General features: G+C 43.1%; 18 protein-coding genes. 5 read left to right on the top strand and 13 right to left on the bottom strand.

The features are described 5' to 3' along the window. Positions 1–4: 4 nt before the first annotated feature. The 4 genes from ilvE (at position 5) to murQ (ending at position 5,551) form a co-directional block, all read left to right on the top strand. Complete coding sequence (gene ilvE, locus ACE3G9_RS12075; protein WP_417881395.1) at positions 5–940, top strand: branched-chain-amino-acid transaminase; 936 nt, start codon at positions 5–7, stop codon at positions 938–940. 201 nt (positions 941–1,141) lie between these two features. Continuing rightward, positions 1,142–2,983: a dihydroxy-acid dehydratase gene (gene ilvD / locus ACE3G9_RS12080; RefSeq protein ID WP_449219256.1), complete on the top strand. Its 1,842-nt coding sequence runs from the start codon at positions 1,142–1,144 to the stop codon at positions 2,981–2,983. A 5-nt stretch (positions 2,984–2,988) separates the two neighbouring features. Continuing rightward, the gene (ilvA, locus tag ACE3G9_RS12085) at positions 2,989–4,536 is read left to right on the top strand and encodes a threonine ammonia-lyase, biosynthetic (RefSeq protein WP_417881393.1); all 1,548 of its coding nucleotides are present in this window, start codon (positions 2,989–2,991) and stop codon (positions 4,534–4,536) included. A 115-nt stretch (positions 4,537–4,651) separates the two neighbouring features. Then, positions 4,652–5,551 carry an N-acetylmuramic acid 6-phosphate etherase gene (gene murQ / locus ACE3G9_RS12090; protein WP_417881392.1) on the top strand — a complete coding sequence of 300 codons (900 nt, stop codon included), beginning with the start codon at positions 4,652–4,654 and terminating at the stop codon, positions 5,549–5,551. A 44-nt stretch (positions 5,552–5,595) separates the two neighbouring features. On the opposite strand, the gene punR is transcribed toward murQ, so the two are convergent. Then, positions 5,596–6,495, bottom strand: a complete 900-nt coding sequence (punR, locus tag ACE3G9_RS12095) for a DNA-binding transcriptional activator PunR (RefSeq protein ID WP_449219257.1) — start codon at positions 6,493–6,495, stop codon at positions 5,596–5,598. A gap of 146 nt (positions 6,496–6,641) precedes the next feature. Between punR and punC the strand changes: the two genes are divergently transcribed. Then, positions 6,642–7,829 carry a purine nucleoside transporter PunC gene (gene punC, locus ACE3G9_RS12100; protein WP_449219258.1) on the top strand — a complete coding sequence of 396 codons (1,188 nt, stop codon included), beginning with the start codon at positions 6,642–6,644 and terminating at the stop codon, positions 7,827–7,829. Between the two features lie 116 nt (positions 7,830–7,945). Here punC and glmU read toward each other — a convergent pair whose 3' ends face one another. From glmU to ACE3G9_RS12160, 12 genes are all read right to left on the bottom strand, one after another. Further along, positions 7,946–9,307, bottom strand: a complete 1,362-nt coding sequence (gene glmU / locus ACE3G9_RS12105; protein ID WP_417881389.1) for a bifunctional UDP-N-acetylglucosamine diphosphorylase/glucosamine-1-phosphate N-acetyltransferase GlmU — start codon at positions 9,305–9,307, stop codon at positions 7,946–7,948. Between the two features lie 143 nt (positions 9,308–9,450). Next, on the bottom strand, positions 9,451–9,873 hold the full coding sequence (locus ACE3G9_RS12110; RefSeq protein WP_417881388.1) for a F0F1 ATP synthase subunit epsilon: 423 nt from the start codon (positions 9,871–9,873) through the stop codon (positions 9,451–9,453). Positions 9,874–9,942: 69 nt separating this feature from the next. Further along, on the bottom strand, positions 9,943–11,346 hold the full coding sequence (gene atpD, locus ACE3G9_RS12115; protein ID WP_089138006.1) for a F0F1 ATP synthase subunit beta: 1,404 nt from the start codon (positions 11,344–11,346) through the stop codon (positions 9,943–9,945). Positions 11,347–11,415: 69 nt separating this feature from the next. After that, positions 11,416–12,282, bottom strand: coding sequence for a F0F1 ATP synthase subunit gamma (gene atpG / locus ACE3G9_RS12120; RefSeq protein ID WP_089138007.1), 867 nt, complete (start codon positions 12,280–12,282; stop codon positions 11,416–11,418). 82 nt (positions 12,283–12,364) lie between these two features. Beyond that, positions 12,365–13,906, bottom strand: a complete 1,542-nt coding sequence (gene atpA, locus ACE3G9_RS12125; RefSeq protein ID WP_417881387.1) for a F0F1 ATP synthase subunit alpha — start codon at positions 13,904–13,906, stop codon at positions 12,365–12,367. Between the two features lie 13 nt (positions 13,907–13,919). Next, on the bottom strand, positions 13,920–14,450 hold the full coding sequence (atpH, locus tag ACE3G9_RS12130; protein WP_417881386.1) for a F0F1 ATP synthase subunit delta: 531 nt from the start codon (positions 14,448–14,450) through the stop codon (positions 13,920–13,922). Between the two features lie 15 nt (positions 14,451–14,465). Beyond that, positions 14,466–14,936, bottom strand: coding sequence for a F0F1 ATP synthase subunit B (atpF, locus tag ACE3G9_RS12135; protein WP_417881385.1), 471 nt, complete (start codon positions 14,934–14,936; stop codon positions 14,466–14,468). 50 nt (positions 14,937–14,986) lie between these two features. Continuing rightward, positions 14,987–15,229, bottom strand: a complete 243-nt coding sequence (gene atpE, locus ACE3G9_RS12140; RefSeq protein WP_017024253.1) for a F0F1 ATP synthase subunit C — start codon at positions 15,227–15,229, stop codon at positions 14,987–14,989. 44 nt (positions 15,230–15,273) lie between these two features. Beyond that, positions 15,274–16,050 (bottom strand): F0F1 ATP synthase subunit A, encoded by a 777-nt coding sequence (atpB, locus tag ACE3G9_RS12145; RefSeq protein WP_417881384.1) that lies wholly within the window; start codon positions 16,048–16,050, stop codon positions 15,274–15,276. Between the two features lie 12 nt (positions 16,051–16,062). Continuing rightward, entirely contained in the window at positions 16,063–16,410 is a 348-nt protein-coding gene (locus ACE3G9_RS12150) for an ATP synthase subunit I (protein ID WP_417881383.1), read from the bottom strand. Between the two features lie 150 nt (positions 16,411–16,560). Continuing rightward, entirely contained in the window at positions 16,561–17,445 is an 885-nt protein-coding gene (locus ACE3G9_RS12155) for a ParB/RepB/Spo0J family partition protein (RefSeq protein ID WP_449219259.1), read from the bottom strand. A gap of 37 nt (positions 17,446–17,482) precedes the next feature. Then, entirely contained in the window at positions 17,483–18,265 is a 783-nt protein-coding gene (locus ACE3G9_RS12160; protein WP_449219260.1) for a ParA family protein, read from the bottom strand. Positions 18,266–18,270 lie beyond the last annotated feature (5 nt).

The following is an 18,270-nucleotide window of genomic DNA, read 5'->3' on the forward strand; positions in this document are numbered from 1 at the left end:
CGAGATGGCTACAAATACCGCAGATTTTATTTGGTTTAATGGAAAAATGGTGCCTTGGGCTGAGGCTAATGTCCACGTCTTAACGCATGCTATGCACTATGGTACTTCGGTATTTGAAGGTATTCGTTGTTACAATACTCCAAATGGTCCAATTGTGTTCCGCCATAAGGAGCACATGGATCGTTTGAAAGATTCAGCAAAAATCTACCGCTTCCCAATTCCATATTCAGTAGAAGAAATGATGGAAGCTTGTCGTGAAACTCTACGCGTTAACAAGTTAGATTCTGCTTATATTCGTCCATTAGGTTTTGTCGGTAATGTTGGTCTAGGGGTTTGCCCACCAGTCGATTCAGAAATGGAAGTGATCATTGCCGCTTTCCCTTGGGGTTCTTACCTAGGTGAAGAAGCTTTGGCTAATGGTGTCGATGCAATGATTTCAAGCTGGAACCGCGCTGCGCCAAACACCATTCCAACCGCGGCCAAAGCCGGTGGTAACTACCTTTCTTCTTTATTGGTCGGTGGTGAAGCTCGTCGTCATGGTTACGATGAAGGCATTGCATTGAGCGTGAATGGTTATATTTCAGAAGGCGCGGGTGAAAATATCTTCGTGGTGAAGAATGGCAAGATTGTCACACCTCCTGCCACCAGCTCAATTCTGCCGGGTATTACTCGTGATTCAATTGTTATCCTAGCCAAAGAGCTCGGTTATGAAATTGAAGAAGCCAATATTGCTCGTGAAGCACTCTACCTTGCCGATGAAATCTTTATGACTGGCACTGCAGCTGAAATTGTACCTGTACGTAGTGTCGACCAAATTACGGTTGGCGCTGGCAAACGCGGTCCAATTACCGAGCATATTCAATCAAGCTTCTTCGGCTTATTTGACGGTACTACCGAAGACAAATGGGGCTGGTTAGATCCAGTATACCCTACAAAATAAATGACTTTTTAACTCACTTTATAGAATTTAAATATATCACTCTATCTCCAAAGTAATTGAAGTTGCAACGAAACAACAACTGAATAAATCCCCTGGGGCTTAGCTCGTCTAAGACTTCTTTTTAAGAAATGGGGACGAATGAACGCAGTTAACAAAGCTGCAACTTCAAGTACGAAGGAGAGATTAAAAGGATTTAACACTATGCCTATTTATCGCTCCGCCACTACCACTCACGGCCGTAACATGGCTGGCGCACGTGCTTTATGGCGTGCCACCGGTGTAAAAGAAGAAGACTTCGGTAAACCAATTATCGCTGTAGTTAACTCATTTACTCAGTTTGTTCCCGGTCACGTCCACTTAAAAGACATGGGCCAACTGGTTGCCGCTGAAATTGAAAAGTCCGGTGGTATCGCCAAAGAATTTAACACCATCGCGGTGGATGATGGTATCGCTATGGGTCACGGCGGCATGCTGTATTCCCTACCATCGCGTGAATTGATTGCTGATTCTGTAGAGTATATGGTTAATGCTCACTGTGCTGATGCCATGGTCTGCATCTCTAACTGTGACAAGATCACTCCAGGAATGTTGATGGCATCTTTACGCCTAAATATTCCAGTAATCTTTGTTTCTGGTGGACCAATGGAAGCTGGTAAAACTAAGCTTTCAGATCAACTGATCAAACTGGATTTAGTGGATGCCATGATCCAAGGTGCGGATCCAAAAGTGTCTGATGAACAAAGTGAAAAAGTCGAGCGCTCTGCTTGCCCAACTTGTGGCTCATGTTCAGGCATGTTTACCGCCAACTCAATGAACTGCTTAACAGAAGCGCTAGGCTTAAGCCAGCCAGGTAATGGCTCTATGCTGGCCACTCACGCTGACCGTGAACAACTCTTCCTTAAAGCAGGTCAACGCATTGTTGAACTGACGAAACGTTACTACCTCGAAGATGATGACTCTGCATTGCCACGTAATATTGCCAATAAAGATGCCTTTGAAAATGCTATGGCACTCGATATCGCTATGGGCGGCTCAACCAATACGGTTCTGCACTTATTAGCGGCAGCTCAAGAAGGTGATATTGACTTTGTGATGGCGGATATCGATCGAATGTCTCGTCAAATTCCTAACATCTGTAAAGTGGCTCCCTCTACTCCAAAATACCATATGGAAGATGTTCACCGTGCTGGTGGTGTTATGGCGATTTTGGCAGAACTGGATCGTGCAGGTCTTATCAACAATCAAACCAAAACAGTCCTTGGCCTCACTATGTCTGAGCAATTAGCTCAATACGATATCATGCAAACGAAATCGGAAGAGGTGAAGAAATTTTTCCGCGCAGGCCCTGCTGGTATTCGTACCACTAAAGCCTTCTCACAAGATTGCCGCTGGGATACGCTCGATGATGACCGTGAAAATGGCTGTATTCGCACCAAAGCAAACGCTTTTAGCCAAGATGGTGGTCTTGCAGTACTCAGCGGTAATATTGCACTTGATGGCTGTATCGTAAAAACAGCCGGGGTTGATGAAAGCATTCTAAAATTCCAAGGCCCAGCGGTCGTATTTGAAAGCCAAGAAGATGCAGTTGAAGGCATTTTAGGTGGCAAAGTCAAAGCCGGCGATGTAGTGGTTATTCGTTACGAAGGCCCGAAAGGTGGCCCGGGTATGCAAGAAATGCTCTACCCAACTACTTACCTAAAATCAATGGGCTTAGGCAAAGAATGTGCGCTATTAACTGATGGACGCTTCTCTGGTGGTACATCAGGTTTATCGATTGGCCACGCCTCTCCAGAAGCAGCCAATGGCGGTACTATCGGTTTAGTAAACCAAGGTGACACGATTACCATCGACATTCCTAACCGTACCATTGAACTCGAAGTGAGCGAGCAAGAATTAGCAGAACGCCGCGCTAAACAAGATCAACTTGGTTGGAAACCAGCCGCTCGAGATCGCAGTGTATCTTTTGCATTAAAAGCTTACGCGATGTTAGCCACCAGCGCAGATAAAGGCGCGGTACGTGATAAATCTAAGCTTGAGGAGTAAACCTGATGCCAGATGAATCCCAACCGCTCAATTTGCCACATACTGGCGCAGAATACCTGCGCCACATTTTGCGCGCCCCCATTTATGAAGCAGCGATCGTCACTCCTTTTCAAGAAATGACCCGCTTATCGGAACGCTTAGGCAATAAAGTACAAATCAAGCGTGAAGACCGCCAGCCAGTTCACTCTTTTAAACTGCGCGGCGCCTACAATATGGTCGCCAGTTTAACCGAAGCACAAAAACAAGCCGGAGTGATTACGGCATCGGCGGGTAATCACGCTCAAGGTATTGCGCTATCTGGTCATTTACTCAATATCAAAGCTATTATCGTGATGCCGACCACGACACCAGATATCAAAGTTACCGCAGTACGTAACTTTGGTGGTGAAGTATTACTTCACGGTAGTAACTTTGATGAAGCCAAAGCCGAAGCTGAACGTTTAGCCCAATTACATGGCTATTCCTATGTACCACCTTTTGATCACCCATTAGTGATCGCTGGCCAAGGTACGATCGGTATGGAAATGCTGCAACAAAACGGCCATTTAGATTATATCTTTGTGCCTGTTGGTGGCGGTGGTTTAGCAGCCGGTGTGGCAGTGTTAATCAAACAATTAATGCCCGAGATTAAAGTGATTGCGGTTGAGCCGGAAGATTCTGCTTGTTTAAAAGCCGCACTCGATGCAGGTAAACCTGTGCCACTTGATCGCGTTAGCATGTTCGCCGATGGTGTGGCAGTAAAAATCATAGGCAATGAAACCTTCCGCGTCTGCCAAGCATACCTTGATGGACACATTACGGTTTCGAGCGATGAAATTTGCGCGGCAGTCAAAGACATCTTTGAAGATACTCGCGCCATTGCGGAACCTTCTGGTGCACTCGCTTTAGCCGGTTTGAAGAAGTTTACTGAACAACATCAGCTACAAGGTAAGCAACTTGGTACGGTGCTCTCTGGTGCCAACACCAACTTCCACGGACTACGCTATGTTTCAGAACGCTGCGAGCTAGGTGAAAAACGTGAAGGTTTGTTAGCAGTCACTATCCCTGAGCGTAAAGGCGCGTTCTTTGAATTTTGTCATCTAATCGGTGGCCGTGCCGTAACTGAGTTTAACTATCGTTATAACGATGATACGCAAGCCAATATTTTTGTCGGTGTTCGTCTGCAAGATGGTCAACAAGAGTTAGATAATATTGTTGAAGATTTACGCCATGGCGGCTATCCAGTAGCAGACCTGTCTGATGACGAAATGGCCAAGCTACACGTTCGATACATGGTGGGCGGAAAGCCACTCAAACCATTAAAAGAGCGTTTATACAGCTTTGAGTTTCCGGAATCCCCTGGCGCACTACTGAACTTCCTCAGCACCCTAGGCACTCATTGGAACATTAGCCTATTTAACTACCGTAACCATGGTGCAGATTATGGCCGAGTGTTATGTGGTTTTGAGCTAGAAGATTCCGACTTAGAACGCTTTTCAGCTCATTTAAAAGAGTTGGGTTACCAATATAAAGATGAAAATGACAGCCCGTCGTATAAGTTCTTTTTAAGTTAATACGAAAAATTGATGCGGCTTACAATAAAAACTAAGCCGCTATCATTTTATATATCTTCCTATTTTCCCCTCCACTCTGTATTTTATACTCATTGAATATAATGAGGTTTATACAATGAAAATTGATTTAACCCACTTAGTGACGGAAAGCCGAAATACTGCCAGTGCTGAGATTGATACTCTTTCAACACAAGAGATGCTGACCATCATTAACCAAGAAGATCAAAAAGTCCCTCTGGCGGTAAAAGCAGAACTACCCAAAATTGCTCAAGCAGTCGATGTGATCACCCAAGCGTTTGCCTCTGGTGGTCGATTGATTTATATGGGCGCAGGCACTTCTGGTCGACTCGGTATTCTTGATGCAAGTGAGTGCCCGCCAACTTATGGAAGCAACCCAGACCTAGTAGTCGGTTTAATTGCGGGTGGTTATCAAGCTATTTTAAAAGCGGTCGAGAATGCCGAAGATAATCTCGAACTCGGTCAGTCAGATCTTGAGTCACTAAATCTAACCAACAAAGATGTGGTAGTGGGAATCGCCGCCAGTGGCCGTACGCCTTATGTGATTGGCGGTTTGAAATATGCTAATTCAGTAGGCGCGACTACGGTATCACTGGCTTGCAACCCGGGTTGCCCAATGGAAGCACAAGCCAAAATCGTAATTACTCCGATTGTCGGTGCTGAAGTGGTGACTGGTTCATCTCGCATGAAAGCGGGTACCGCACAAAAACTAGTACTGAATATGTTAACCACTGGCGCGATGATTCGCAGTGGGAAAGTCTTTGGCAACCTAATGGTGGATGTAGAAGCCACTAACGCCAAACTCATTCAGCGCCAAACCAATATTGTGATGGAAGCAACGGGCGCGACAACTGAGCAAGCGGAACAAGCACTGAACGCATGTGACCGTCACTGCAAAACCGCTATTTTGATGCTTCTAGCTGATATTGATGCTAAGCAAGCAAAACAGCGTTTAACACAACATAACGGCTTTATTCGTAGTGCACTTAATCAGTAAAATTAAAGTACTGCAGACAATCCTGTAGTACTTAACACAATCTATTATTTAAGCCAATCTTGATACATTTTCTGGCTATCGCCAAGGTAGTCTATTAGCCATTCCACCAGCTTATTGTCTTGGTTCTTACGCCACACTAAACAACAAGCGCTTAAGGGTTTATCACCCGTGAGGTCCACTTCAATTAAATCACCTTGCTCGATAAAAAATGATGCCATGTGACGCGGCATATACCCCATTCCAACTTTATTTTTTAAACACTCAATCGCACTAAACCAGTTAGGCAGTAATAAACGACGCTGCTGCGCGGAATGCCAAGTATGACGCTTGGGTAGAATAGTTGAGGTATCATCCAAACAAATGGCTGGGATCGCGGCTAAATCGTTATCGGTTAATTCGCTTTGACTCGCTAATGGGTGATCGGCGGCCATCACATACGCCCAGTCAATGCTGCCCATAGGTTTAACGCCATAATCACCACTCACCGGAATCGCTGAAGTAGCTCCTATCACAACATCTGCCCGCCCTTCAGAAATTGCTTCCCATGAGCCATTAAACACCTCCATATTGATCTGCAATTCGGCATAATCGAAAGTGTTATAAAAATCCTCAATTAAAGGTTTTAACTGCTCAAGTTTTACGATGTTATCTAAAGTTAGCTTAACGGTTTTATGGTAACCGCTTTCGACTCGTTTGGTTTGCGCTTTCACTTCTTCCATTTGACGCAATAACTGGCGTGCTTCTTTAATAAAGTGTTCCCCAGCTTCGGTTAATTGCACTTTTCGAGTTAATCGATGAAATAGTTTCACACCAAGCTCTTGTTCAACCTGACGAACCGCATAACTTATCGCCGAAGGGACTTTATGTAATTGCTCTGCCGCGGCAGTAAAACTGCCCATACGCGCTACGGTATCGAGCATTTGTAGTGATTGCTTTGAATACATATTCCCTTCCACTTAGCTGATTTTTCTATCTATCAAAAAAATTGAACGATGAGTTAAAATTATAACGTTTAATTTCTCAGATAGAAAAATTTATAATGCGGTTAATCTTTGGCATTACGTCAATTTCTATCCTGAATGGTCGCTTTATGAATATCACAAAAACACAATTATTTTATCTTGCTGCATTATCCATGTTGGGCTTTGTTGCCACCGACATGTATTTGCCAGCATTCAAAACCTTAGAAGCGCATTTTTCTACTGGTCCAGAATCAATTGCTTTATCTTTATCGATCTTTTTGGCCGGTATGGCTTCTGGCCAGCTGTTATGGGGTTTAGCTTCTGATAAATTTGGTCATCGTAATACACTAGCCACTGGCTTAGTGCTGTTTTCCTTGGCTTCACTCGGTTTAGGTTTTAGCCAAGAAGTATGGCAATTATTGACTCTACGCTTTATTCAAGCAATTGGGGTTTGTGCGCCAGCGGTGATCTGGCAAGCGATGGTGATTAAGCGCTACTCAAGCTCAGTTAGTCAACAAGTGTTTGCTTCGATTATGCCGTTAGTGGCTTTATCGCCTGCTATCGCACCACAACTTGGTGTTTTCTTGATGAGCCACTTTGGTTGGTCGAGCATCTTTATTTTCTTAACTGTAGTTGGTGCCGCGCTAACTTGGATGACACTAGCTCAACCAAAAGATCCAGCAGTCGAACCAAAACAGACGTCTATCAAGCAAGATATTAAAGGCTTGTTTGGCTCTCGCGTTTACCTAGGTAACGTATTAATGTTCGCTATGGCTTCAGCATGTTTCTTTGCCTACCTTACCGGTATGCCAGAAATCATGACATCTATGGGCTATGACGCGAAAGATATAGGTTTAAGCTTTGTTCCTCAAACCATTGCATTTATGGCCGGTGGTTACTTTGGTAAACGTTATGTCGCCAAACTCGGTGATAGTAAGGTATTAAAAGCTTTATTAGCCCTATTCACGGTTTCATCTATCGTGATGTTTATTGCCTCGCAAATGAACATCAGCACGATTTGGCCTGTGTTGATCCCGTTCTGCTTTATTGCTGTCGCGAATGGTGCGTTATACCCAATCGTAGTCAATCGTGCACTATCCAGTTGTAAAAACAGCCCTGCTACCGCTGCGGGGCTGCAAAATAGCTTACAGATTTGTATCAGTGGCTTAGCCAGTGCTTTAGTGGCGGCGTTTGCCAGCCAAGCACTGCCAACCACTGGTTTTGTTGCTGTGTTATGTACGCTTGGCTTATTAGCTGGTTACTTGTTCTCAGTATCAAAAGTAGAAGTGACTGCGGAGTTAGTGGAAGAAGTATAGTTTCTCGTTTCTCGTTTCTCGTTTCTCGTTTCTCGTTTCTCGTTTCTCGTTTCTCGAGGCTAGATACAACAAAGCCCACTCAGTTTGAGTGGGCTTTTTAATAGTAACGAAATAAACTATTTCTTTTTCGTTGGGCGCTTCCAACCAGCAATGACACGCTCTTTCGCTCGTGTGATCACTAATTCATTCTCAGCCACATCTTTCGTTACTGTGGTACCAGCACCAATGGTTGAACCATCGGCAATCGTAACAGGTGCGATTAATTGAGAATCGGAACCCACAAATACATCATCGCCAATGGTAGTCTTAAACTTGTTCGCACCATCGTAATTGCAAGTGATCACGCCGGCACCAACATTTACCCGATCACCAATTTGTGCATCGCCTAAATAAGTTAAATGGCCTGCTTTAGAGTCTTCACCTAAGGTGGCATTTTTGATTTCGACAAAGTTTCCCACGTGAGCAGCTTTTTTCAGATCAGAACCTGGGCGTAAACGCGCATAAGGCCCGACAGTACATTCTTCACCAACAACAGACTCTTCAACAATGCTATAAGGGTAAAGAATAGCGTTATCTTTAATCTCACAATCTTTTAATATACAGCCAGCACCGATCTGGACATTATTACCAATGGTAACTTTACCTTTTAAGATAACATTAACATCAATTTCAACATCCATTCCAAAGTGTACTTCTCCACGTAAATCAAAACGATTTGGATCACGCAGCATCACACCTTGTTCTAATAGTCTTTGTGCCTGCATTGACTGATAGGCTCTTTCCAGTCTTGCTAGCTGGGCTCTATCATTAACGCCCTCAACCTCTATAGGGCTGACAGGATGAACCGCTTCAACGGCACGGCCTTCTTTATGGGCCGCGGCAATAATATCGGTGAGATAATATTCGCCTTGAGCATTTTCATTTTTAAGCGCGGAGAGCCAACGCTTTAAATCACCGCCAGTGGCAACCATCACGCCGGTGTTGATCTCTTTAATTAGCTTTTGTTCTTCCGTAGCATCTTTTTGTTCAACAATCGCCACAACTGGGCCATTTTTACGAATAATACGGCCGTAACCTTCTGGTTTTTTCAAAATAACCGTTAGTAGCGCAATACCACCATTTGGTTGAGCATCGAGTAAGTTTTCAATGGTTTCACTAGAAATTAATGGGACATCACCATATAAAATAAGAACTTTTTCATCGTCAGAAAAATCGGGAGCCGCTTGATTTACCGCGTGGCCGGTTCCAAGTTGTTGTTCTTGTAGTACCCAATTAACTGGCTCAGCACCTAAAGCTTCCTTCATTTGATCACCACCGTGGCCATAAACCAAATGAATATTTTGAGCACCCACTTTGGCACAAGTATCAATGACATGTTTTGCCATCGGACGACCAGCTAAGCGGTGCAGGACTTTAGGTTTTTCAGAATACATGCGAGTACCTTTACCCGCAGCAAGAATGACAGCACTAAAATTCATAAAGCATTACCTATAAGATTAATCTGCAAAGATTCTACCTTAAAAGTAGTTACTTTGACCAAAGTTTGAGACGCACTAACAAAAAAACAACAAAAAAGGCGACCTTAGGCCGCCTTTTATTCTTACTCTATTACCGCTAAAACTTAACGATGTGATTTACGCGTTAATTCAATTACTCGTAACTGAGCGATTGCTTTCGCCAGATCACTGCTCGCTTTAACGAAGTCAATGTCGCCATGCTGATTCTTAATATTTTCCTCAGCTTTGCGTTTGGCTTCTTCAGCCTTAGCTGCATCTAAGTCTTCACCACGGATTGCGGTATCAGCCAGTACTGTTGCAGTACCCGGTTGAACTTCAACCATACCACCAGAAATATAAATAATTTCTTCGTGGCCGTGTTGTTTCACTAAACGCACCATACCAGGCTTAATAGCAGTCAGAAGTGGAGTGTGTCCTGGGTAAATACCTAGTTCACCTTCACTACCTGTCACCATAAAAGATTCGACAGTACCAGAAAATAATTTTTTCTCAGCACTTACGATGTCTAGGTGAAAAGTCATAGCCATGTTGCCTCCTAATTAGCTTATAGCTTAATAAACTCAGTGTTTAAATTTAAACGTCTTTGTCTGTTAAACTTAAAGCTTCTTAGCGTTCTCTACTGCGTCGTCAATCGAACCACAGTACATGAATGCTTGCTCAGGAATATCATCGTAGTCACCAGCGATCAGACCTTTAAAGCCGCGTAGTGTTTCTTTTAGAGAAACGTACACACCAGGGTCACCAGTAAATACTTCCGCTACGTGATAAGGCTGAGTTAGGAAACGTTCAATCTTACGAGCACGAGATACAAGTTGCTTATCTTCTTCAGATAATTCATCCATACCCAAGATCGCGATGATGTCTTTTAACTCTTTATAACGTTGTAGAGTAGTCTGTACACCTTGCGCTACATCGTAGTGCTCTTGACCAACCACTAGTGGATCTAACATACGAGATGAAGAATCTAGTGGGTCAATCGCAGGGTATAGACCCATAGCTGCGATGTTACGGTTAAGTACAACTGTTGCATCCAAGTGAGCAAACGTTGTCGCTGGAGATGGGTCAGTTAAGTCATCCGCAGGTACGTATACCGCTTGTACAGAAGTGATAGAACCATTCTTAGTAGAAGTGATACGCTCTTGAAGCACACCCATTTCTTCCGCTAGCGTTGGCTGATAACCTACCGCAGATGGCATACGGCCTAGTAGAGCCGATACCTCTGTACCCGCAAGGGTATAACGGTAAATGTTATCGATGAACAGTAGTACATCACGGCCTTCATCACGGAATTTTTCCGCCATGGTTAGACCAGTCAATGCTACGCGTAGACGGTTACCTGGTGGCTCGTTCATTTGACCGTAAACCATTGCTACTTTTGATTTTTCAGGCTCTTCGATATTTACAACACCGGCTTCCTGCATTTCAAAATAGAAATCGTTACCTTCACGAGTACGCTCACCAACACCAGCAAACACTGATAGACCTGAGTGTTGTAGTGCGATGTTGTTGATAAGTTCCATCATGTTAACGGTCTTACCTACACCTGCACCACCGAATAGACCGATTTTACCACCCTTAGCGAATGGACAAATTAAGTCGATTACTTTAACACCGGTTTCTAGAAGTTCAGTTACGTTCGACTGCTCTTCGTAGCTTGGTGCAGCACGGTGAATCGCATAGTTTTCTTCTGCGCCAATTTCACCACACTCATCGATAGCATCACCTAATACGTTCATGATGCGACCAAGTGTTTTTGTTCCTACTGGTACTGAGATTGGAGCGCCTGTATTAACCACTTCCAAACCACGACGTAAACCATCAGAGCTACCCATTACGATTGCGCGAATTACGCCACCGCCAAGTTGCTGTTGAACTTCAAGAACAAGACGTTCTTTTGCGTCAACAACGTTCAGGGCATCGTATACACGAGGTACACTGTCCTGTGGGAACTCTACGTCGACTACTGCACCGATGATCTGTACGATCTTACCTGTAGCCATCGTTAATCCTCTAAACTATTAATTTACCTAAGCTTCATTCAAATAACGAAACCTGATTTAACAATAAAATTAAACTGCTGCTGCACCAGATACGATTTCTGATAGCTCTTGTGTAATCGCCGCTTGACGGGCTTTGTTATACACAAGTTCTAAATCTTCAATCAGATTACTCGCATTATCTGTTGCTGCTTGCATCGCAATCATTCGGGCTGCCATCTCACATGCGAGATTTTCTACCACGCCTTGATACACTTGAGATTCAACATAACGTCGAAGCAAAGTATCTAATAACGGCTTAGGCTCAGGCTCATAAATATAATCCCAAGAATGAGTGCGTTTCATGTCATCGCTATCCGATTTAGGCAAAGGTAGCAATTGATCGATCTTAGGTTCTTGAACCATAGTGTTAACGAACCGGTTAAATACTACGTATAGGCGATCAAGTTCACCTTCGTCGTATTTTTTCAGCATTACACCGACAGAACCAATCAAAGATTCAAGACTAGGCTCATCACCTAAACCTGAAATTTGAGCAGATACTTTAGCGCCAGTATGTCTGAAGAAGGCGGTAGCTTTACTACCAATCACTGCAAGTTCAACACTTGCACCTTTATCAGACCATGCCTTCATGTCGTTTAATGCTGCTTTAAACAAGTTAATGTTTAAACCACCACATAAACCACGGTCGGTTGACACGATAATGTAGCCTACTTTTTTAGCTTCACGCTCCTCAAGATAAGGGTGCTTATACTCAAGGTTGGCATTGGCTACATGACCGATCACTTTACGCATTGTTTCTGCATATGGTCGAGACGATTCCATCGCGTCTTGTGTACGACGCATCTTGGAAGCCGCAACCATTTTCATTGCCTTCGTAATTTTTTGTGTGCTCTTAACACTACCAATTTTAGTACGAATCTCTTTTGCGCCGGCCATCGTTACTCTCCTTTAATGGACATTCGCTAACTGGTGATGCTGATAACTAAGATTTAAATTAATCATAAACATCACCTACGAATTACCAGGTCTGGGTTGCTACGAAACCATCAACCAACTTCTTAAGTGTGGCTTCGATTTCATCGTTATAAGCACCCGTCTTGTTGATTTCAGCAACGAAATCAGCAAACTGACCGTGAGCGTACGATAGAAGAGCGGCTTCAAAATCAGCTAATTTGTTTAGCTCGATCGTGTCTAAATAACCGCGCTCAGCAGCAAAGATAACTAATGCTTGGTCAAATACAGAGAATGGAGCGTATTGCTTCTGCTTCATTAACTCAGTTACTTTTTGACCATGGTCCAACTGCTTCTTAGTTGCAGCATCAAGATCAGATGAGAACTGAGCAAACGCGGCTAGTTCACGATACTGTGCAAGTGCAGTACGAATACCACCAGACAGTTTCTTAATGATCTTAGTTTGTGCTGAACCACCTACACGAGATACCGAAATACCTGGGTCAACCGCAGGGCGAACACCGGCATTAAATAGCTCAGTTTGTAGGAAGATCTGACCATCGGTAATCGAAATTACGTTAGTCGGTACGAATGCAGATACGTCACCAGCTTGTGTTTCAATGATAGGAAGAGCGGTTAAAGAACCCGTCTTACCTTTCACTTCACCGTTAGTAAACTTCTCAACATACTCTTCGCTTACACGAGAAGCACGCTCTAGTAGACGAGAGTGAAGGTAGAAAACATCACCTGGGAATGCTTCACGACCTGGTGGACGTTTTAGAAGTAGAGAAATCTGACGGTAAGCCACCGCTTGTTTAGATAGATCATCATAAACAATCAGTGCATCTTCACCGCGATCACGGAAGTATTCACCCATTGCACAACCTGAATATGGAGCCAGGTATTGCAATGCCGCAGACTCAGAAGCCGATGCTACAACCACGATAGTGTTTGCTAGTGCGCCGTGTTCTTCAAGTTTACGTACTACGTTAGCGATAGTAGAGGCTTTTTGGCCAATTGCTACGTAGATAGAGAAGATTCCAGAATCTTTCTGGTTAATGATCGCATCAATCGCCATCGCTGTTTTACCAGTCTGACGGTCACCGATGATAAGCTCACGCTGACCACGGCCGATTGGAATCATTGAGTCAACAGACTTGTAGCCAGTTTGTACTGGTTGGTCTACTGATTTACGATCGATAACACCTGGTGCAATCATTTCTACTGGAGAAGTGAGTTTTGCATCAATAGGACCTTTACCATCAATTGGTTGACCTAGTGTGTTTACCACACGACCAAGCAATTCAGGACCTACAGGTACTTCAAGGATACGACCAGTACCCGTTACTTTCATGCCTTCCTGAAGGTTAGCATACGGGCCCATTACAACCGCACCAACCGAGTCACGCTCAAGGTTAAGTGCAAGCGCGTAAAGACCGCCTGGTAGTTCAATCATTTCACCCTGCATCACATCGGCTAAACCGTGGATGCGGATAATACCATCGCTCACAGAGACGATAGTACCTTCATTGCGTGCTTCACTCACAACATCGAATTTCTCGATACGCTGTTTGATCAGCTCGCTAATTTCTGTGGAATTAAGTTGCATGCTCCAATCCCCATTAAGACATTAATGCGTCACTCAAACGGTTCAAACGACCGCGAGTTGAGTTGTCGATTATTAAGTCTCCGGCTCGAATAATAACTCCACTAAGTAGAGTCTCATCTACACTGCAATTCAGCTTTACTTTACGATCAAGACGCTGCTCGAGTTTTTTGCTGATTTCTGCTAATTGAGTTTCAGTTAGTGTGCTTGCTGAAACAACACTCACATCTACTTGATTATCTAATTCTTTTTTCAGAATAGAGAACTCTTCACAAATCTCAGGAAGGGCCTTTAAGCGACCATTCTCAGCAAGAACTTTTAAAAAGTTTTTACCGTTTTCGTCAAACTCAGCGCAAATTGAAACAAAGACTTCAGCTAATTGATCCGCGGCAAGCGCTTTATTCAATAAACCAACTACATCTTTATTTCTTGCGACTTCAGCAGCGAAAGAAAGCATTTCCGACCACTGGTCTACTGCCTCTTTCTCAACCGAAAATTCAAAAGCTGCTTTAGCATAGGGGCGTGCGATTGTAGTCAAATCAGACATATGCTGCCCCTCTAGTTACAATTTTGCAGTAATATCGTCGAGAATATCTTGGTTTACGTTCTGATCAATAGAACGCTCCAGAATTTTCTCAGCACCGGCGATAGCTAATATAGCTACTTGCTTACGAAGTTCATCGCGCGCGCGATTACGTTCAGTTTCAATTTCAGCACGGCCTTGATCTAAGATCTTTTGACGCTCAGTTTGAGCTTCAAGTTGGCTTTCTTCTAAAATTTGACTTTTACGCTTATTCGCTTGATCGATGATCTCAGCAGCAGCTTTTTTCGCTTCTTTCAATTTGTCTGAAGCATTAGCTTGCGCTAGGCTCAAGTCTTTAGCTGCGCGGTCAGCGGCTGCTAAACCATCAGCAATATTTTTCTGACGGTTTTCGATAGCTGCCATTAGTGGAGGCCATACATATTTCATGCAGAACCACACAAATAGCACGAATGCTAGCGCTTGACCTAACAGAGTTGCGTTAATGTTCACCGCACACTCTCCTTTGTTTGCAATTTAAAAACAAATACCGGGATGAAAAGTTATCCGGCGACCGCAAACATCACATACAGACCTAGACCAACAGCGATCATAGGAATCGCATCCACAAGGCCCATTACGATGAAGAACTGAGTACGTAGTAGAGGGATTAGATCTGGTTGACGAGCTGCACCTTCTAGGAATTTACCACCTAGCATACCGATACCAATAGCCGCACCGATTGCCGCTAGACCCATCATGATAGCCGCAGCGATGTACAGCAGATCCATGTTTAAGTTTTCCATTTATAACTCCAAGTTTTATCTGAATGTTATGTAAAAATTTTTTATTAATGTTCTTCTGATGCTTGGGATAGATAAACTATCGTCAAAATCATAAAGATAAATGCCTGCAGGGTGATGATCAATATATGGAAAATCGCCCAAGGCACGGATAGAACCCATTGTGACCACCAAGGCAAAAGCCCTGCGATCAGAATAAAAATCAACTCACCCGCATACATATTACCGAATAAACGCAAGCCTAAAGAGACTGGTTTAGCCAATAACGTTACGCCTTCCAAAATCAGGTTAATTGGAATAAATGCCCAATGATTGAAAGGTTGTAAGCCAAGCTCTTTGGCAAATCCACCGATACCTTTTATCTTAATGCTGTAATAAAGAATCAAGATAAATACACCAAGTGACATCGACATCGTAATGTTAACGTCAGCGGTAGGTACAACACGTAGATAAGGAATTCCTAAAAGCGTCGCTGTATGTGGAATAAAGTCGACTGGAATAAGATCCATTAGGTTCATTAGAAATACCCATCCGAAGATGGTTAACGCTAATGGAGCCACTAATGCGTTCTTCCCATGGAAAATATCTTTTACTGAGGCATCAACAAACTCAACGACCATTTCGACGAAGCACTGAAGCTTTCCTGGTACACCGCTCGTGGCTTTTTTGCCAACACGGTAAAAGATCCACATCATTAACGAGCCTAAAAGGATCGAAAATATTAATGAATCAATATTAAACGTCCAGAAACCGCTACCAGCTTGTAAGTTCGTAAGATGGTGTGAGATGTACTCCTGAGGAGTTAATTCACCTGAACCAGCCATTAGATATCCTGTCTAATTACGTTTGATAAAACCAAATGACATAATGCATTGCACAACAAAAGCTAATATGTAGCCTGAAAAGAAAGTAATTAAATGCACTTCTGTGTACTTGAAAAAATACACAAAGAGAGCAACGGTGATTACAAACTTATAAGCTAAACCAATATAGGCTTTCGCCATTACTTTTACTGCCGTATCCGCCCCAGGCTTGTTTAAATACAAACGTGTTACGATATACGGGATGCAGTACACCAGCCCCCCAAAAATGGCAGATTGACTCGCCATATCTCCCTGAACATACAAACTGATCAAGCTAAATGCACCAACTACAATAAACTGAGTTAAAACTAAAAAAAACATTCTATTTACACCCAATTACATTTGTTTTTGGTTCAGCTGTATGCGCAGAACATATTACACCTTACTTTGTTTCTAATACAGAGAAGAGCAAGGCGTAAAATGATTATTTTCACATTCTGTTAATTGTTTGGCGATATTATAGTAACAAGGTTAATTTCTAACTAACTTTGTGTTAAGGAGCATTTCCAGCTCCTCAATATCGTCAAAATCAATGGTGACCTTGCCTTTGCCTTTAGCATTACGACGAATCACCACCTTCGTACCAAATTGCTCAGAAAGCTTTTCCGCCAGACCTAACGCTGGAATATCTTCCTCAGTGGGTTTCACTTCCACTGGTTCTAAATGTTTTTTGACTAGAGCTTCAGTTTGTCTAACGGTTAATTTCTTGGCAACTACAATTTTTGCAACATTACTTTGATCGCATAACTCCAGAGATAAAAGGGCTCGAGCGTGTCCCATTTCTAGTTCTTTTGATATAACGCAATGCTTTACAGACTCATCAAGCGTATTGAGGCGCAGCAAATTGGTTACCGCTGTGCGGGATTTACCAATCGCATCGGCGACTTGTTGATGAGTCAATTCAAATTCTTTTTGTAAGCGTTCTAATGCTTGCGCTTCTTCGATGGCATTAAGATTTTCACGTTGAATATTTTCAATTAACGCCATCGCAATGGCAGCACGATCCTGAACATTCTTAACCACACAAGGTACTTGAGTTAGTCCTGCGAGTTTAGCGGCACGCCAACGACGCTCACCAGCAATAATTTCATACTGTAATTCATTGATTTTACGAACAACTAATGGCTGAATAATACCTTGCGAGCGAATAGAGGAGGATAATTCTTGCAACGCTTCTGGTTGGATATTTTTTCTTGGTTGGTATTTACCGGGGGACAATTGTGAAATAGAAATATCTGCCAGTTGGCCTTCAGAAGATAGTGCTTGGCTATATGCCACTTTTTGTTGTTTTTCTCGAGCTTGTGAGCTAGTAGAAAGCAGAGCATCAAGACCTTTACCTAAACCACGTTTAGACATCTGAGGGTTTTCCTTTATTTCTTAATTCAAGAGAGGGTTAAGCCATTATCGCTTGCGCTTCTTCACGACGCAAAATTTCTCCAGCTAATGCCAAGTAGGCTTTAGAGCCAGCAGAATATTTATCATAATACATAGCGGGCTTACCATGGCTAGGCGCCTCAGCTAGACGAACATTACGTGGGATAACGGTGCGATACATTTTATCGCCAAAGTGTTTTTTAAGCTGTTCAGAAACATCGTTAGACAAACGGTTTCTAGGATCAAACATGGTACGTAAAATCCCTTCAATTTTTAAATCATGATTGACTACTGCAGCCAACTTACTAATGGTATCCATCAGTGCAGTTAAGCCTTCTAAGGCAAAATATTCACATTGCATTGGTACTAAAACAGAATGTGAAGCCGCCATCGCATTGACAGTCAATAAGTTTAACGAAGGTGGACAATCGATAAAAATATAATCGTATTGTCGCCACACATCAGCAAGGGTATTTTTAAGACGAAGTTCTCGAGCAAACACTTCCATTAGTTTAATTTCAGCAGCTGTCACGTCACCATTAGCGGCAATTAAATCATAGCCAGCAGGCGTATTGCGACACACAACTTCATCAAAAGATGTTTGCTCAACCAATAAATCATAAGCGGTAAAATCAACATCATACTTATTAATACCACTGGCCATCGTGGCATTGCCTTGTGGATCTAAATCAATAACTAAGACGTTTCTTTTGGTTGCAGCCATAGACGCAGCAAGGTTAACGCACGTTGTCGTTTTCCCTACCCCACCTTTTTGATTCGCAATGGAAATGATTTTACCCACGAGTA

The organism is Vibrio sp. E150_018, assembly GCF_053544035.1.

What these genes read in the sequence shown, in the direction of transcription:
- ilvE (WP_417881395.1), top strand. Translation starts at nt 5, where the DNA reads ATGGCTACAAATACCGCAGATTTTATTTGGTTTAATGGAAAAATGGTG.
- ilvD (WP_449219256.1), top strand. Translation starts at nt 1,142, where the DNA reads ATGCCTATTTATCGCTCCGCCACTACCACTCACGGCCGTAACATGGCT.
- ilvA (WP_417881393.1), top strand. Translation starts at nt 2,989, where the DNA reads ATGCCAGATGAATCCCAACCGCTCAATTTGCCACATACTGGCGCAGAA.
- murQ (WP_417881392.1), top strand. Translation starts at nt 4,652, where the DNA reads ATGAAAATTGATTTAACCCACTTAGTGACGGAAAGCCGAAATACTGCC.
- punR (WP_449219257.1), bottom strand. Translation starts at nt 6,495, where the DNA reads ATGTATTCAAAGCAATCACTACAAATGCTCGATACCGTAGCGCGTATG.
- punC (WP_449219258.1), top strand. Translation starts at nt 6,642, where the DNA reads ATGAATATCACAAAAACACAATTATTTTATCTTGCTGCATTATCCATG.
- glmU (WP_417881389.1), bottom strand. Translation starts at nt 9,307, where the DNA reads ATGAATTTTAGTGCTGTCATTCTTGCTGCGGGTAAAGGTACTCGCATG.
- ACE3G9_RS12110 (WP_417881388.1), bottom strand. Translation starts at nt 9,873, where the DNA reads ATGGCTATGACTTTTCACCTAGACATCGTAAGTGCTGAGAAAAAATTA.
- atpD (WP_089138006.1), bottom strand. Translation starts at nt 11,346, where the DNA reads ATGGCTACAGGTAAGATCGTACAGATCATCGGTGCAGTAGTCGACGTA.
- atpG (WP_089138007.1), bottom strand. Translation starts at nt 12,282, where the DNA reads ATGGCCGGCGCAAAAGAGATTCGTACTAAAATTGGTAGTGTTAAGAGC.
- atpA (WP_417881387.1), bottom strand. Translation starts at nt 13,906, where the DNA reads ATGCAACTTAATTCCACAGAAATTAGCGAGCTGATCAAACAGCGTATC.
- atpH (WP_417881386.1), bottom strand. Translation starts at nt 14,450, where the DNA reads ATGTCTGATTTGACTACAATCGCACGCCCCTATGCTAAAGCAGCTTTT.
- atpE (WP_017024253.1), bottom strand. Translation starts at nt 15,229, where the DNA reads ATGGAAAACTTAAACATGGATCTGCTGTACATCGCTGCGGCTATCATG.
- atpB (WP_417881384.1), bottom strand. Translation starts at nt 16,050, where the DNA reads ATGGCTGGTTCAGGTGAATTAACTCCTCAGGAGTACATCTCACACCAT.
- ACE3G9_RS12150 (WP_417881383.1), bottom strand. Translation starts at nt 16,410, where the DNA reads ATGTTTTTTTTAGTTTTAACTCAGTTTATTGTAGTTGGTGCATTTAGC.
- ACE3G9_RS12155 (WP_449219259.1), bottom strand. Translation starts at nt 17,445, where the DNA reads ATGTCTAAACGTGGTTTAGGTAAAGGTCTTGATGCTCTGCTTTCTACT.